Raw genomic sequence first — 16,618 nt, forward strand, 5'->3', positions numbered from 1 at the left:
ATTTAATCATTTTTTCTATTTTTTTTATCCCGCCTTATAGCTCCATTCGGGCTGAAGGCGGGATGTTTTTTTCATCTTTATGCGGTCAGTGAGAAATAATCATGTAACTTTGTAGACTGTTAGTATAAAAACAAGAAGAGAAAAAATGATAGTTTGCATAGCCGAAAAGCCGTCTGTAGCACGTGATATAGCCGAAGTACTCGGTGCTCATACAAGAAAAGAAGGGTATATAGAAGGAAACGGATACCAGGTAACCTGGACATTCGGTCATCTTTGTACCTTGAAAGAGCCGCATGAATACACCCCTAACTGGAAATCATGGAACTTGGGTAGCTTACCGATGATTCCGCCACGTTTCGGCATCAAGCTGATAGAGAACCCTACTTACGAAAAACAGTTTCACATTATCGAGGGATTGATGCAGAACGCGGACGAAATCATCAACTGCGGTGATGCCGGCCAAGAAGGAGAATTGATCCAGCGTTGGGTGATGCAGAAGGCAGGTGCCCGCTGTCCGGTGAAACGTCTTTGGATTTCTTCGCTGACAGAAGAGGCGATCCGCGAAGGATTTGCGAAGTTGAAAGACCAGTCGGATTTTCAATCTTTGTATGAAGCGGGACTTTCCCGTGCAATGGGGGACTGGTTGCTGGGGATGAATGCCACCCGTCTTTACACCATCAAATACGGTCAGAACAAACAAGTGCTTTCCATCGGTCGTGTGCAGACTCCCACGCTGGCATTGATTGTCAACCGCCAATTGGAGATCGCCAACTTCCAGCCGAAACAATACTGGGAACTGAAAACGAATTATCGTGATACCACCTTTTCTGCTCTGATCCGTAAAAGCGATGAAGAAATAGCTGCGGAAGAAGAAAAGAGTGGCGGAAAGAAGAAGATAGACAATCCCGGCATCGACCCTATCGCCAACCGGGAGGAGGGAGAAGCGCTGGTAGAACGTATAAAAGACCTTCCGTTCATTGTCACCAATGTCGGCAAGAAGGATGGAAAGGAATATGCTCCGCGTCTGTTCGACCTGACTTCCCTTCAGGTAGAGTGTAATAAGAAGTTTGCCTATTCTGCCGATGAAACGCTGAAGCTGATTCAGTCGCTTTATGAAAAGAAAGTGGCTACTTATCCGCGCGTCGATACCACTTTCCTGAGTGACGATATTTATCCGAAGTGTCCCGGAATATTGAAAGGTCTTCGGGACTACGAGGTGCTGACTGCTCCTTTGGCGGGTGCTTCATTGCCTAAATCGAAAAAGGTGTTTGATAATTCGAAGGTGACAGATCACCATGCCATTATCCCTACAGGCGTTTATGCGCAGAATCTGACGGATATGGAACGTCGTGTCTATGACCTGATAGCCCGTCGTTTTATAGCGGTGTTCTATCCCGATTGTAAGATTTCTACCACTACCGTGATGGGCGAAGTGGACAAGATAGAATTTAAAGTAACCGGCAAACAGATTCTGGAGCCGGGATGGCGTGTAGTTTTTGCCAAAGATGTGAAAGATACTTCCGAAGAAAAAGAGGAAGAGGATGAAAATGTACTTCCTGCCTTTGTCAAGGGGGAAAGCGGTCCTCATGTTCCGGACTTGAATGAGAAGTGGACGCAACCGCCCAGACCTTATACGGAAGCAACATTGCTTCGTGCGATGGAAACAGCCGGAAAGTTGGTGGATAATGACGAACTCCGTGATGCTCTGAAGGAGAATGGTATCGGTCGGCCGTCTACCCGTGCCGCCATTATCGAGACGTTGTTCAAGCGGAACTATATCCGCAAGGAAAGAAAGAACCTGATAGCCACCCCTACGGGAGTGGAACTGGTACAGATCATTCACGAAGAACTGCTGAAATCTGCGGAACTGACCGGTATATGGGAAAAGAAACTACGTGAGATTGAAAAGAAGACATACGATGCCCGTCAATTCCTTGAAGAATTGAAGCAAATGGTATCTGAAATCGTGATGAGCGTACTTTCAGATAATACGAACCGACGTATCACTATTCAGGAGGCAGTTGCCCAAACGGAAGAAAAGGCAAAGAAAGAACCTAAGAAGCGTGAGCGTAAAGCAAGTGCTCCCAAAGAAAAGAAGGCGAAAGCAGAACCGAAAGTTCCTGCATCTGCTCCGTCTCCTGCTTCGACTCCTTCTGCTCGTGCCTCTGCTCCGGCTACCGGTAATGCAGATACTTTTGTCGGACAGCCATGTCCGGTTTGTGGCAAGGGAACCATCATTAAAGGGAAGACAGCTTACGGATGTTCGGAATGGAGAAATGGATGTACTTACCGAAAGAATTTCGAATAGTTTGTGGACAGTGTCTCACATAACAGTGATTTCTCTTTTTTCAAAGAAAAAGAGTCCCTTCTTTTCTGTTCGCACCATAAGGAATTAGATAGCCGTTTTGCTATCACGCTCTCACTATCCACTTGTATCCCTTTATTCATCGATGTTTCAGGGATGGTAGCAAGCGTGGTGGCAAGTATGAGAGCAAACGGTTGCTCTCACTCTGTCTCGTCCTGATTAGTATCGTTTTTGTAATGTTATCTTTTGATTTACAGGATGTTAATGTCTGATTTCTCAGTTATTAACGTTTGATTTCTCAACCATTAATAACTGAGAAATCATGTATTATTGACCAATAATTGATTTTATGCTTCCTAAGAGAACAGCTCAATCGGAATAACTGATATGGTTAATGTGATTGAAACGTGCAGTCAAGTCAATCAAATCAACAGTACATTCAGATAGTTTCAGACGCTTGAAACTTTTGGTTTCAACCTTTGAAACCAATGGTTTCAAGGCATGAAACTATTAGTTCCAACGCTTGAAACTAAAAGTTTCAAAGGTCGAAACTGGTGATTGATCTATGTAAACCAGTATTATGATAACGGGATTTTACCGTATAGGTATATGCATCCGGGGTGGTCCGATTGTCGGGCCGGATGGACCACCTATACCTCTGTTTTTATCAAAAAAGGCATTGCGGAGAATCTCATATATAATACCACCCACATCCAAACCCAGTGTGAACTTATCGAAATGGTAGTAAGGAATCATAACGGGAACCGTTTCCCAACGTCCGCTCATCGCGTCATAGTATCGCTGTACTCCCATTTCCATCCCAAAGCGGTCGGACATATCGACGGACATCGTAGCTCCGTAGCTATGGGTACTCATCCCGTAAGAATTTCCGATGTCGTATGACCCGAAGACCTTGAAGGTGACACGGTCGGAAGGATGATAAAGGAAGGCGCCCGAAGTGCTGAAAGCCTGTCCGGTGATATGGGACATGTTGACCTTCAGCGCATTGGCACGGACTTGTAACTCGAATTGCTCATTGAAAATGTGCTGATAACCTAGTGAAGCACTGTTGAAACGACCGATGCCTGCCATACTTGTCTGACTTCCGGAACCGAACAGTGCTCCATGATCGAATTGATGCAATACCCCGCCTGTACTGTAATCACCTCGGAAGAGTAGGGAAGGATTGGTCTGATAAGGTAGGGAAATATCCCTTTTGAGTGAAAAGCGGGGTATATGCTCCAACTGTCCGGGTGAATATAAAGAATATGTAGTGCTCTTTTCTGGAAACAAGTTAATGTTGGCCTGTTTTAGTACGTCGTCCGGCGTTATGGATGCACCGTTACGAAGTATGTGCGTACTGTCGTTGTTTTCTTGCGCAGAGAGTGATTGCGGAACCAAATACAGCAAAAGAAAGATTCCCAAACGAATTGGAAGCTGTGATATGCTAACTTTTTGTCTCATACGCATTTGCCCTCCTTAGTTTTTATGATAGGTTATGTACAAAAATAATGAAATCCCATTTGAAAAGCAAATAATGTGTAATGTTTCCTTCCATCCGCAGGCTTTTTTAACTCAAATAAGAGCGGATAAGATTTTTTCTGAATAAATTCCCTTTTTTCCCTTAAATTTTTCTCTCTCTCAAGCAATATACGTTGTATATTTGTTATTATAGATATAAGAGTATCAACTATTTAATTTGGAAGTAATATGAAGAAAAAACTTACGGGTGTTGCATTGGTGTTAGCTGCCGTCTCTTTGATGGGCATACAGCCGGCGGGAGCATGTACGCGTGCCGTATATCTGGGGCCGGACCGAATGGTGGTCACTGGTCGCACGATGGACTGGAAAGAAGACATTATGTCAAATATCTATGTGTTTCCACGTGGAATGCAGCGTGCGGGACACAATAAAGAAAAAACAGTAAACTGGACTTCCAAATATGGAAGCGTAATTGCAACAGGCTATGATATAGGTACTTGTGACGGAATGAATGAAAAAGGACTGGTGGCAAGCTTGCTCTTCTTGCCGGAATCTGTTTATTCACTTCCCGGAGATACCCGTCCGGCAATGGGAATCAGTATCTGGACTCAATATGTGCTTGACAATTTTGCAACGGTGCGTGAGGCGGTAGATGAAATGAAAAAAGAGACTTTCCGTATTGACGCTCCCCGTATGCCGAACGGGGGACCGGAATCTACTTTGCACATGGCTATTACCGATGAAACAGGCAACACGGCAGTGATTGAATATCTGGATGGCAAACTGAGTATCCATGAGGGGAAAGAATATCAGGTGATGACCAATTCTCCGCGTTATGAATTGCAGTTGGCTGTCAATGATTACTGGAAAGAAGTGGGTGGATTGCAGATGTTGCCGGGAACGAACCGTTCGAGCGACCGTTTTGTGCGTGCCTCTTTCTACATTCACGCCATTCCGCAGACTGCCGATGCAAAGATAGCTGTCCCCAGTGTGCTGAGTGTGATGCGCAATGTCTCCGTTCCGTTTGGTATCAATACACCGGAGAAGCCTCACATTTCTTCTACTCGCTGGCGTTCCGTTTCCGATCAGAAGAATAAAGTGTATTACTTTGAGTCTACTTTAACTCCGAACCTGTTTTGGCTGGATTTGAAGAAGATTGATTTTAGTCCGAAGGCTGGGGTGAAGAAACTGTCCTTGACCAAAGGAGAAATTTACGCAGGAGATGCCGTGAAGGATTTGAAGGATAGTCAATCATTTACTTTCCTTTTCGAAACTCCGGTGATGTAGTCGATAGTTAGTTATGTGGTAAGAGGTCTTTTTTTGAATAAAAAGGAACGGTAGGCAAAGGATTTATCCGCTTGTCTACCGTTCTTCTTTTATCTTCGTGTCCTGCGTGCGGCTATAGGCAGCCTTTATCTTTTCGCATATTCCTGATGGAACTCAATCACTGCCTCTATTCCTTTCCGGAATATGTCCAGCGAGAAGTTTTCGTTGGGTGAATGGATCGCATCCGATTCAAGTCCGAAGCCCATCAATACGGTTTTGGTTCCTAATACCTGTTCGAATGTCGAAATGATAGGAATACTTCCGCCACGACGTACTGCCAGCGGTTTTTTGCCGAAAGCTATCTCAAAACCTTTTTCCGCAGCCTGATAGGCAGGAAGGGAAATCGGGCAGACATATCCCTGTCCTCCGTGCATTGGGGTTACTTTTACCTGTACGGTGTCGGGAGCCATTTGTAAGATATAATCTGCAAACATCTGCGAAATCTTGTGATGATCCTGATGCGCAACCAGTCGGCAGGAAACTTTCGCATACGCTTTCGAGGGAAGGACTGTCTTGGAGCCTTCACCTGTATATCCTCCCCAAATGCCGCATACATCGAAAGACGGGCGGCAACTGTTGCGTTCCAGTGTGCTGTATCCCTTTTCTCCGAAGAGTTCTTTCACTCCGATGGCTTCTTTGTATTTCTTCTCATCGAACGGAATATGGGCGATCATTTCCCGTTCTGCTTGCGGTACTTCTTCTACGTCATCGTAGAATCCGGGGGCGGTGATTCTTCCGTCTTTATCTGTTACTTTGCTGATTATTTCGCAAAGCACATTGATCGGATTAGCTACCGCACCTCCGAAGTGTCCCGAATGCAGGTCACGGTTCGGTCCGGTCACTTCTATTTCCCAGTAAGCCAGTCCGCGCAGACCGGTGGTGAGGGATGGAAGTTCGGCACCCAGCATGCTGGTATCCGAAACCAGGATAACGTCTGCTTTCAACAGCTCTTTATGCTCTTCGCAGAAGGCTTCCAGGCTGGGAGAGCCGATTTCCTCTTCTCCTTCGAAGATAAACTTGACGTTATTTTTCAGCAGTTCGTTCTTGACGAGATATTCGAAGGCTTTGACCTGGATAAAGGATTGTCCTTTGTCATCATCCGCTCCGCGTGCCCAGATGTATCCGTCCCGTACTTCGGGTTCGAAGGGCTGGCTTTTCCACAGTTCCAGCGGTTCGGCAGGCATTACGTCGTAGTGGGCGTAGACCAATACTGTTTTGGCATTCGGGTCAACGATCTTTTGTGCGAAAACAATCGGGTTACCCTTGGAAGGCATCACCAATGCTTCATCCACTCCGGCTTCGAGCAGTAGTTGTGCCCAGCGTTGGGCGCAAGCCAGCATATCGTCGTGATGTTCCGGCAGGGCGCTGATACTGGGAATACGGATGAGGCTGAACAGGTCCTCCATAATCTTCGGTTCGTTCGCTGCGATATATTTTTGAATTTCGTTCATAATGAATAGTTTACTGGCGGTTATTTAGCCTATGTGCCAATAGCCTGACAGATTTTTAGTGCAGGTATTGGCACATGGGTAGATTGACATATTGATACTTATTAAAGCTGCGTTGTCTTATCCAACAGATAATAATCAAGGATGGTCATGGCAGCCATTGCTTCTACGATAGGTACGGCACGTGGCAGTACACAGGCGTCATGACGTCCGCGGGCTTTCAGTGTCGTATCTACGCCGTCGATGTTCACCGTTTCCTGCTCCATCAGCAGGGTAGCAATCGGTTTGAATACTACACGGAAGTAAATATCCTGTCCGTTACTGATTCCTCCCTGAATACCTCCGGAGTGGTTGGTATGCGTTTCAATCCGTCCGTTGTTGTTGAAGAATACGTCGTTCTGCTCGGAGCCTTTCATCTTCAGTCCCTTGAATCCTTCTCCATATTCGAAGGCTTTGGCGGCATTGATACTGAGCATGGCGTTGCCCAAGGCGGCGTGCAGTTTGCCGAACACGGGTTGCCCCAATCCGATAGGACATCCTTTGATGACACAGGTCAGCGTACCTCCGATGGTATCGCCTTCGCCTTTTACCTTATATATAAGGTCTGCCATTTCCTTCGCCTTTTCAGGGTCCGGACAACGTACATCGTTTGTTTCGATCAGGTCGAGATCATAGTCGGAATAAGTGCCTTCCAATTTGATGGCACCGACTTGCGATGTATAAGCTGTGATGCTGATTCCTAACTGGCGAAGGGCTAATTTAGCCAATGCGCCGGCTACTACGCGTGAAATAGTCTCGCGGGCAGAAGAACGTCCGCCGCCGCGATGATCACGGATGCCGTACTTCACTTTGTAGGTGTAATCCGCGTGTGAAGGGCGGTATACCTCTTTCAGGTTATTGTAGTCATTGGAATGTTGATTCTCGTTCCAAACGATAAATCCGATAGGACATCCGGTTGATTTGCCTTCGAAGATGCCTGAAAGAAACTCCACTTTATCCGCTTCCTTGCGTGGTGTGGTGAGGATGGATTGTCCCGGACGGCGTCGATTTAGTTCTTGTTGTACAAATTCTTCGTCGATTGTGATTCCGGCAGGAAATCCGTCAATTACTCCCCCAACTCCTTTTCCATGAGACTCGCCGAAGCTGGTGAGCCGAAAGATGTTGCCAAATGAATTAAACATAGTTGTGGCTTTTTTAAAATTACTCTATGCAAATATAACAAAGTTTTTGATAAGAAGGTTGTGAATTCAAAATATCTTCGGAAAAGGAAGCAAATTGAACCTTTTTTCCTCTTTTTAGTTTATAAATGACGATTATTTAATAACTAAACCCGAAAATTATGAAAAAGAATCTATTGTATTTGTGGGCATTGATATGCTCTGTCTCTCTTTTGACGGCTTGTAGCAGTGATGATGATAATACGGTCAATGATGAAACGACTCCTCCGGAAGAAGAGGCTGTGGTGACTGCTCCCGATGTGGTGGGAACGTATTGGGGAAATCTCGATATTTCAATGCTGCCCGATGGCTCCGACCAGGAAGTTGTGATTGCCGACGGACTTCCGAAGTTTATTACTTTCTCTCAGGTCAGTGATACGGAAGTAAAGATGGAACTGAAGGAATTTGAACTGTTTATAAACGGAAACATATTAAAGTTCGGCGATATCGTAATAGACAAGTGTGCAGTGAAAAAGGAAACGGACGCTTCGACTTTCACCGGACAGCAAGACCTTACTTTTCAGGGGGATGCCGCTGCTTTGGGTACCTGTGCCACCAGTATAGAAGGAACGGTGCAAAGTGGAAATGCTACAATGAATATTCAGGTAAAAGTACCTGCATTGAAGCAGACCGTGAAAGTTGCTTTCTCCGGTGTGAAGCAGGTGGAGGAATCCGGTAAGGATTAATCCGTCTTTGGTCAGCTAGAAAGCATATCCGAATCCGATATTCAAGTAGATCGGATACATAGCAAAAGTAATGGTCTGAAAGTCATTTCTGAAGATATCATTCAATCCCCAGGTGAGGTCTGCATATATATTGAGATGTTTGAATGCTCTCCATCCGGCTCCTATTTGCAGGCCCCACTGAAAATGTCTCAGGTCGTCCGAGAAGTCATAAGTAGCGATTTTACCATCCGTAAATTCGACTTTGGGGCCTACGGGGTCGCCTTCACGCAGGTATCCTTCATATACGTGCCCCGAAAATTCTCTTGAAAGCAGATACGAAAAATAAGGTCCGGCTTTAATATTCCAACGGTTGCTCAACTTGTAAGTAGCCATTAGAGGAATTGTCAGTCCGGAAGTGTGGACTTTGGTTTTGACTCCTCCTGTCCAGACACCGCTGATTCTTTCTCCTCCCTGTCCGAGGATTTCCATATTATAGTTTTTGACGGTGGCTTCCGTTGTCATGGCTTTATTCTCCAGCCGCAGCCCTACAATGACTCCGAGCTTGTTTTGAACGGCAAACCATTTGGTTACTTCTCCTCCGATGCTGATAGCCAGCGTTGGGTTGTAGCCGTCAATCGAACGGATTTCGACAGGCAGCGGGAGCGGGGCTGTACCGCCGATGCTGAACCCTGCTTTGATTTCATATTCCAGTCCGTGAAGAGCGGAGCGAATAAGTGTTTCGTTTCTGTCAACCTGTGAATAGCCGGGGAGGGCTATCACCAGACAGGCGAGTAAACTGAATATATAGGAATGGATTTTCATCTTTTCATTATTATTAAATCATTAGTTATTTCATTATAGTTGCTCTGTTCTGCCTTCCATAGCTGCTATCAGATCGTTGGTCGAATGGAATCAGTCTTCCGAGCGATAGATTAGTTCGACTTCATCAATCAACAATGTACTTCCGATAGCTCCGTTAAAATGATCTCCTTCCAGGCTGGAAGTGAATACGATAGCTACATTATACTTTCCTGCTGTTAGCTTCTCTTTATCTATGTATTTTCCGGATAACATATGGAAGGGAAGTTTAAAGTATGTCCACTCGTCCGTCTCTTTGGCGTCGTCAATGCGTGCTATTGAAACCAGGTTGGGACTGGTGAAAGCATTCGTTCCGTCAAGAGTCGGCACAGATTCACTGGTTTCATACATGATGGCATAAATATCGCATATATCCCGTTTGCCACTGACGGGTTTGCCGCCTTCTGTAAACTGATCTCCGGCTTTATACTTGTAATAGCCTGCCAGGTAAGTTGGTATATGCCGGAAAGGCAGACCGAATTTGGTCGCTTTCAGTGGATTGCTCATTGCATTTCCTACATCAAAAGAGCCGATAAACAGGTTCCCGGCTGCGATAGGCATTCCCATAATGCTACCGAAGAATCCGGTACTGCGGGTTACTAAGGACAGGCATTTTCCGGTTTTTCCGTTTGCAAACTGAAAAGTCGGATAGTCGTCGGCTGTCTTGGGAACTCCGGTCATTGCATAACCTGCGTTTCCGCTGGCCCATTCCATCACCACTTTTTCTCCTTCCCGTTCTACGAAGATGTAGTATTTCTGTCCGCCGAGCGTATCCTCAAAATTGTAAATAGTAGCAAGTTCCGTATCAATAACGGATACGGTGTACTTCTTCTTCCAAAAGCCATCGGCAGCCGTAACGGTATATTGCTGAGGCGAATGGAAATCTCTAGCCGTCCCACTGGGAGGATCGATAGTGGCTCCCGGAGTCAATGTAAATTCGGGTGCAAGGGATGAAATGTCCGTTCCCGGTCCTACAAATATATTGATGGAATTATTAGTGATAATCGGACTCGTTGTCATGACTACTCCCGGCAATCTGCAACTGAGTATGTCTGCCTCTGCATTGGGAGCTTCTTCGCGAATGCAAGAAGAAGAGAAAATGGCTAGCAGCAAATAAAGAATACCGTGTTTTGCTTTCATTTTTCTACTATTCTAACTGTTAAAGTTCGGTTCTTGGAAGATTTTATAACAATCTGCAATTTTATTTGTTCACTAATGGATGTTTGATAAAAAAGAATTTTCTACTTTTGTGGAAACTAAAGCCTTATAGGGTATGATTGAATCGGAAAGAAAACAGATAATAGACTTGATCAAAAAAGAGGTGATTCCGGCGATAGGGTGTACGGAACCCATTGCGGTAGCGCTTTGTGTAGCTAAAGCTGCCGAAACATTAGGAATGAAACCGGAAAAGATTGAAGTGTTATTGAGTGCCAATATATTAAAGAATGCAATGGGAGTCGGTATCCCCGGCACAGATATGGTCGGACTTCCTATAGCTGTAGCCTTGGGAGCGTTGATCGGCCGATCGGAATATCAATTGGAAGTGTTGAGAGACTGCACACCGGAGGCAGTAGAACAAGGCAAACTGTTTATCGCAGAGAAGCGAATCTGTATTTCTCTCAAAGAAGATATTACGGAAAAACTGTACATCGAAGTAATCTGCACAGCCGGCAGCCAAAAAGCGACGGCTGTGATTGCCGGCGGACATACTACCTTTGTCTATATAGCTACGGATGAAAAAGTACTGCTTGACAAGCAACAGACTGCCAATGAAGAGGAAGAAGACGCTTCACTGGAACTGAATCTGCGCAAAGTCTATGATTTTGCCCTGACATCCCCTCTGGATGAAATCCGTTTTATTCTCGATACGGCACGTCTGAACAAAGCAGCCGCCGAGCAAGCCTTTAAAGGCAATTATGGGCATTCTTTAGGTAAGATGCTCCGTGGAACGTATGAACATAAAGTGATGGGTGACAGCGTATTCTCTCATATACTATCTTATACTTCCGCCGCTTGCGACGCCAGAATGGCTGGTGCAATGATTCCCGTCATGAGTAACTCCGGCAGTGGCAATCAGGGCATATCCGCCACACTTCCCGTTGTCGTATTTGCCGAAGAAAATGGTAAAACCGAAGAGGAACTGATTCGCGCCTTAATGCTGAGTCATCTCACTGTAATCTATATTAAACAAAGTTTGGGACGTCTCTCTGCCTTGTGTGGCTGTGTAGTAGCTGCCACGGGTTCCAGTTGCGGAATCACCTGGCTGATGGGTGGAAACTATAATCAGGTAGCCTTTGCCGTTCAAAACATGATTGCCAACCTGACGGGAATGATTTGCGACGGTGCAAAACCGAGCTGCGCACTCAAAGTAACAACCGGAGTCTCAACAGCCGTATTATCTGCTATGATGGCAATGGAGGACCGTTGTGTGACTTCTGTAGAAGGCATTATTGACGAAGATGTCGATCAAAGCATTCGTAACTTGACAAGAATCGGCTCGCAGGCCATGAACGAAACGGATAAGATGGTGCTTGATATCATGACGCACAAAGGAGGATGTTAACAGGTAATAAGTAATAAGTAATAAGTAACAAGTAATAAGTAATATCCGGAATAACGGCATAAAAAAAGTATTAAGTATTAACTTCCGCTTATATCCGCATGGAATTAATACTTAATACTTATTACCTATTACTTAAAATTAGTGACAGTGTCCGCCTTCGCAACCGCAGTCATCGCCACAGTCGCTGCCGCAGCTGTCGCATCCGCAACCGCAACCTTCACCGCTCATCATCTTCACCAGTTCCTGAATTTCTTCGTTGGTAGCAGGACGGCTTTCGATTACTTCACCTTCAAAGATCAGGTCAGCGCCTGCCAATGGGTGGTTAAGGTCAACTACTACTACATCCGGTTTGATTTCTACGACGCTGGCGTTTACGCGTTGACCGTCTCCGGTCATCAAAGGTACAATGCTGCCTTCTGTTACGCGTTCGCTGTCGAACTTGCCATCTATTTCAAAGATATTTTTAGGAAGATCAAATACATGTTGCTCATCGTAGGCTCCGTAAGCTTCATCTGCCGGAATGGTAAAATCGAATTTATCACCCTTAGAAAGAGCTGTTATCTGGTTCTCGAAGCTTTCGAGCGTTGTGCCTAATCCTGAAATGAACTGAAAAGGATGTTCTGCATTTGTTTCTTCGAACAATTCTTTTTCACCATCTTCCACTGTATATAGCTTATATGCAACGGTGATGTACTTGTTTTCTACTGTTTCCATCTGATATTTATAGTTTCTAATTAATAAATCCCTTATTTAGGGTGGACAAAGATACGAATAATTTGCTTGCTACCGGGTGCATACGGAGTAAATTTCAGATTATTAAGCGCTTTTGTCAGAAATGGACAGTCATTCTCTACTAACTGATAGTTGCAAATTCAACCTTTAAGTGATAAAATTTAGGTTTATTACCGTTCTTTTCTTACGATTATTCGCTTTTTAGTGATTTTTTTCTTCGATTTGTTTGGAGATAATAAAAAAGCCCTTACCTTTGCAGCACGAAAATAAAGAAAAGAAGATATGAATATATTACATACATCTATTAACCTAGCAGTTCTGCATATTATTCGCGTCGTGGTGGTGCCATCAAGAGCGTGAGAAAGGTTTTGTGTATGTATTCGTACCATAAAAGATAGAATTTGGAGCCTTTCTCACTGATGTGAGGGAGGCTCTTTAATTAAAAGATAGATTGAAATGAAAAAGCAATTACGCAGTTCGTTTAGTACACAAGGCCGTCGCATGGCGGGAGCCCGCGCATTATGGGCAGCCAACGGCATGAAGAAAAATCAGATGGGAAAACCCATTATCGCTATCGTCAATTCGTTTACACAATTTGTTCCGGGACACGTGCACCTGCATGAAATCGGGCAGTTGGTGAAGGCGGAAATTGAGAAGCTGGGATGCTTCGCTGCGGAATTTAATACGATTGCTATTGATGACGGTATCGCTATGGGACATGACGGAATGCTTTACTCGCTTCCTTCCCGTGATATCATAGCGGACAGCGTAGAATATATGGTCAATGCGCACAAGGCGGATGCAATGGTATGTATCAGCAACTGCGATAAGATTACCCCAGGGATGCTGATGGCTGCCATGCGCCTGAATATCCCTACCGTATTTGTATCCGGCGGACCGATGGAAGCCGGAGAGTGGAACGGTCAGCATCTGGACTTGATCGATGCCATGATTAAATCGGCGGACGACAGTGTAAGCGATCAGGAAGTAGCGAATATCGAACAGAATGCCTGTCCTACCTGCGGATGTTGTTCCGGAATGTTTACGGCAAACTCGATGAACTGTCTGAATGAAGCTATCGGCTTGGCTCTTCCGGGAAACGGCACAATCGTGGCTACGCACGAAAATCGTACGAAACTGTTTGAAGATGCTGCCAAACTGATTGTGGAAAATGCAATGAAATATTATGAAGAAGGTGACGAAAGTGTACTTCCCCGCAGCATAGCTACCCGTCAGGCATTCCTCAATGCCATGACGCTAGATATTGCGATGGGCGGTTCTACCAATACGGTGCTTCACCTGTTGGCCGTGGCACATGAGGCAGGAGTCGATTTCAAGATGGACGACATCGATATGCTGTCACGCAAGACACCCTGCCTGTGTAAAGTCGCTCCGAATACTCAAAAATATCATATTCAGGACGTTAACCGTGCGGGTGGCATCATTGCTATCCTGGCAGAGTTGGCAAAAGGCGGTCTGATTGATACTTCCGTTCTCCGTGTGGATGGCATGTCGCTGGCGGAAGCGATCGATCAATATTCAATTACCAGCCCGAACGTTACGGAAAAAGCAATGAGCAAATATTCAAGTGCGGCAGGAAACAGATTCAATCTCGTACTTGGTTCTCAGGGAGCTTATTATCAGGAATTAGATAAAGATCGCGCGAACGGATGTATCCGTGATCTGGAGCACGCCTATAGCAAGGACGGAGGCCTGGCGGTACTGAAAGGAAATATCGCTCAGGACGGTTGCGTAGTAAAAACGGCGGGTGTAGACGAAAGCATCTGGAAGTTTACCGGACCTGCCAAAGTATTCGACTCACAAGAAGCAGCCTGTGAAGGCATCCTCGGAGGCCGAGTCGTCAGCGGCGACGTTGTCGTCATCACGCACGAAGGTCCGAAGGGCGGTCCCGGTATGCAGGAAATGCTTTACCCGACTTCTTATATCAAATCCCGTCACCTCGGCAAAGAATGTGCCTTGATTACCGACGGACGTTTCAGTGGTGGAACTTCCGGATTGAGTATCGGACACGTTTCTCCCGAAGCCGCTGCCGGAGGTAATATAGGAAAAATAGTAGATGGAGATATCATCGAAATCGACATTCCCGCCCGAACGATTAACGTGCGACTAACAGATGAAGAACTGGCTGCCCGCCCGATGACTCCCGTCACCCGTGACCGTTACGTGCCGAAGAGCCTGAAAGCATACGCCAGCATGGTAAGCTCTGCCGATAAGGGAGCAGTGAGATTAATAGACTGATCCACTTCATTATCCATTATGAATCATCCATTATCCATTAAAGAACTATGAGTAAGGACTTAATAACAGGCGCAGAGGCAATGATGCGCTCTCTGGAACATCAGGGAGTGACTACCATTTTCGGTTATCCCGGCGGTTCCATCATGCCTACGTTCGATGCCCTGTACGACCATCAAAATACATTGAACCATATCTTGGTTCGCCATGAACAGGGAGCTGCCCATGCGGCACAAGGCTACGCCCGTGTATCGGGTAAAGTCGGTGTTTGCTTGGTGACAAGCGGCCCCGGAGCAACCAATACGATCACAGGTATTGCAGATGCGATGATAGACAGTACGCCTATCGTTGTCATTGCAGGACAGGTGGGAACAGGCTTTCTTGGAACAGACGCTTTTCAGGAAGTCGATCTCGTAGGTATCACTCAGCCAATCGCTAAATGGAGCTATCAGATTCGCCGTGCCGAAGACGTAGCCTGGGCGATAGCACGTGCTTTCTACATTGCCAGTAGTGGTCGTCCCGGTCCGGTGGTACTCGACTTTGCCAAGAATGCGCAGGTTGAAAAAACAAAATACGAGCCGACGCAGCAGGAGTTTATCCGCAGCTATGTTCCGGTTCCCGATACAGACGAAGAATCAGTAAAGGCTGCCGCCGAACTGATCAATAACGCCGAACGCCCGCTTGTCTTGGTAGGACAGGGAGTGGAACTGGGAAGCGCTCAGGAAGAACTGCGTATCTTTATCGAAAAGGCGGATATGCCCGCAGGTTGTACCTTGCTCGGACTTTCCGCATTGCCTACCGACCATCCGTTGAATAAAGGAATGCTGGGTATGCACGGAAATCTGGGACCGAATATCAATACTAACAAATGTGATGTACTGATTGCTGTCGGTATGCGTTTCGACGACCGTGTGACCGGTAATCTGGCTACTTACGCCAAACAAGCGAAAGTGATCCATTTTGACATTGATCCGGCGGAAGTAAATAAGAATGTAAAGGTAGACATTGCCGTTTTGGGCGACTGCAAAAAGACGCTGGCTGCTGTGACCGGACTGCTGAAAAAGAACCGGCACACCGAGTGGGTCGATAGTTTCAAGGAATATGAAGCGGTAGAGGAAGAAAAAGTCATTCGTCCCGAACTTCATCCTGCAACGGATTCACTGAGTATGGGCGAAGTGGTGCGTGCGGTAAGCGAAGCGACCCGTCACGAAGCCATATTGGTGACAGATGTAGGTCAGAATCAGATGATCTCTGCCCGCTACTTTAAATATACCAGGGAACGTAGTATCGTTACTTCGGGTGGACTCGGCACGATGGGTTTTGGCCTTCCGGCAGCTATCGGAGCTACTTTCGGCCGTCCCGACCGCACGGTATGTGTATTTATGGGTGACGGCGGACTGCAAATGAACATTCAGGAGCTGGGTACGATCATGGAACAGAAAGCTCCGGTGAAGATTATCTGCCTGAACAACAATTATCTCGGCAACGTGCGCCAATGGCAGGCTATGTTCTTTAATCGCCGTTATTCATTTACTCCGATGCTGAATCCGGATTACATGAAAATCGCTTCCGCCTACGATATTCCTTCCAAACGTGTCTTTTCACGGGAAGAATTGAAAGCGGCCATCGACGAAATGCTCTCGACAGACGGGGCGTTCCTGCTCGAAGCCTGTGTGGTAGAAGAAGGCAATGTCCTCCCGATGACCCCTCCGGGCGGTTCAGTCAATCAGATGTTGCTGGAATGTTAATCCTTAATTTAGAAAGTT

12 protein-coding genes are annotated in these 16,618 nt (G+C 46.0%); 6 read left to right on the forward strand and 6 right to left on the reverse strand.

Annotation, left to right across the window (positions count from 1 at the left end; all coding sequences use genetic code 11):
- Positions 1–145 precede the first annotated feature (145 nt).
- On the forward strand, positions 146–2,308 hold the full coding sequence (locus NBH01_RS04855) for a DNA topoisomerase 3 (protein WP_250700022.1): 2,163 nt from the start codon (positions 146–148) through the stop codon (positions 2,306–2,308).
- Between the two features lie 591 nt (positions 2,309–2,899).
- On the opposite strand, the gene NBH01_RS04860 is transcribed toward NBH01_RS04855, so the two are convergent.
- Complete coding sequence (locus tag NBH01_RS04860; RefSeq protein WP_250700023.1) at positions 2,900–3,775, reverse strand: hypothetical protein; 876 nt, start codon at positions 3,773–3,775, stop codon at positions 2,900–2,902.
- 240 nt (positions 3,776–4,015) lie between these two features.
- Between NBH01_RS04860 and NBH01_RS04865 the strand changes: the two genes are divergently transcribed.
- The gene (locus tag NBH01_RS04865; RefSeq protein ID WP_008761025.1) at positions 4,016–5,074 is read left to right on the forward strand and encodes a linear amide C-N hydrolase; all 1,059 of its coding nucleotides are present in this window, start codon (positions 4,016–4,018) and stop codon (positions 5,072–5,074) included.
- A 125-nt stretch (positions 5,075–5,199) separates the two neighbouring features.
- Here the strand turns inward: NBH01_RS04865 and NBH01_RS04870 are convergent, their stop codons facing one another.
- Positions 5,200–6,564, reverse strand: coding sequence for a dipeptidase (locus tag NBH01_RS04870; protein WP_008766482.1), 1,365 nt, complete (start codon positions 6,562–6,564; stop codon positions 5,200–5,202).
- Between the two features lie 101 nt (positions 6,565–6,665).
- Positions 6,666–7,742, reverse strand: coding sequence for a chorismate synthase (gene aroC, locus NBH01_RS04875; protein ID WP_008761027.1), 1,077 nt, complete (start codon positions 7,740–7,742; stop codon positions 6,666–6,668).
- Positions 7,743–7,900: 158 nt separating this feature from the next.
- On the opposite strand from aroC, the gene NBH01_RS04880 reads away from it, so the two are divergent.
- A complete protein-coding gene (locus tag NBH01_RS04880) occupies positions 7,901–8,464 on the forward strand; it encodes a calycin-like domain-containing protein (protein ID WP_011108127.1) in 564 nt (187 codons plus the stop codon).
- Positions 8,465–8,479: 15 nt separating this feature from the next.
- Here NBH01_RS04880 and NBH01_RS04885 read toward each other — a convergent pair whose 3' ends face one another.
- Together NBH01_RS04885 and NBH01_RS04890 are read right to left on the reverse strand one after the other, a co-directional pair.
- Positions 8,480–9,265, reverse strand: coding sequence for a porin family protein (locus NBH01_RS04885; RefSeq protein WP_008761029.1), 786 nt, complete (start codon positions 9,263–9,265; stop codon positions 8,480–8,482).
- A 90-nt stretch (positions 9,266–9,355) separates the two neighbouring features.
- Entirely contained in the window at positions 9,356–10,441 is a 1,086-nt protein-coding gene (locus NBH01_RS04890) for a PCMD domain-containing protein (protein ID WP_008766479.1), read from the reverse strand.
- Between the two features lie 133 nt (positions 10,442–10,574).
- Here NBH01_RS04890 and NBH01_RS04895 point away from each other — a divergent pair, with 133 nt between their 5' ends.
- Entirely contained in the window at positions 10,575–11,864 is a 1,290-nt protein-coding gene (locus tag NBH01_RS04895) for an L-cysteine desulfidase family protein (RefSeq protein WP_008766478.1), read from the forward strand.
- 138 nt (positions 11,865–12,002) lie between these two features.
- Here the strand turns inward: NBH01_RS04895 and NBH01_RS04900 are convergent, their stop codons facing one another.
- Entirely contained in the window at positions 12,003–12,578 is a 576-nt protein-coding gene (locus tag NBH01_RS04900) for an FKBP-type peptidyl-prolyl cis-trans isomerase (protein ID WP_008761032.1), read from the reverse strand.
- A gap of 474 nt (positions 12,579–13,052) precedes the next feature.
- Between NBH01_RS04900 and ilvD the strand changes: the two genes are divergently transcribed.
- Positions 13,053–14,855 (forward strand): dihydroxy-acid dehydratase, encoded by a 1,803-nt coding sequence (gene ilvD, locus NBH01_RS04905; RefSeq protein WP_008761033.1) that lies wholly within the window; start codon positions 13,053–13,055, stop codon positions 14,853–14,855.
- 47 nt (positions 14,856–14,902) lie between these two features.
- Positions 14,903–16,600 (forward strand): biosynthetic-type acetolactate synthase large subunit, encoded by a 1,698-nt coding sequence (gene ilvB / locus NBH01_RS04910; protein ID WP_048695483.1) that lies wholly within the window; start codon positions 14,903–14,905, stop codon positions 16,598–16,600.
- Positions 16,601–16,618 lie beyond the last annotated feature (18 nt).

Origin of the sequence: Bacteroides sp. B1-V-101, assembly GCF_023656585.1 — a bacterium.
Taxonomy (GTDB): Bacteria; Bacteroidota; Bacteroidia; order Bacteroidales; family Bacteroidaceae; genus Bacteroides; species Bacteroides thetaiotaomicron.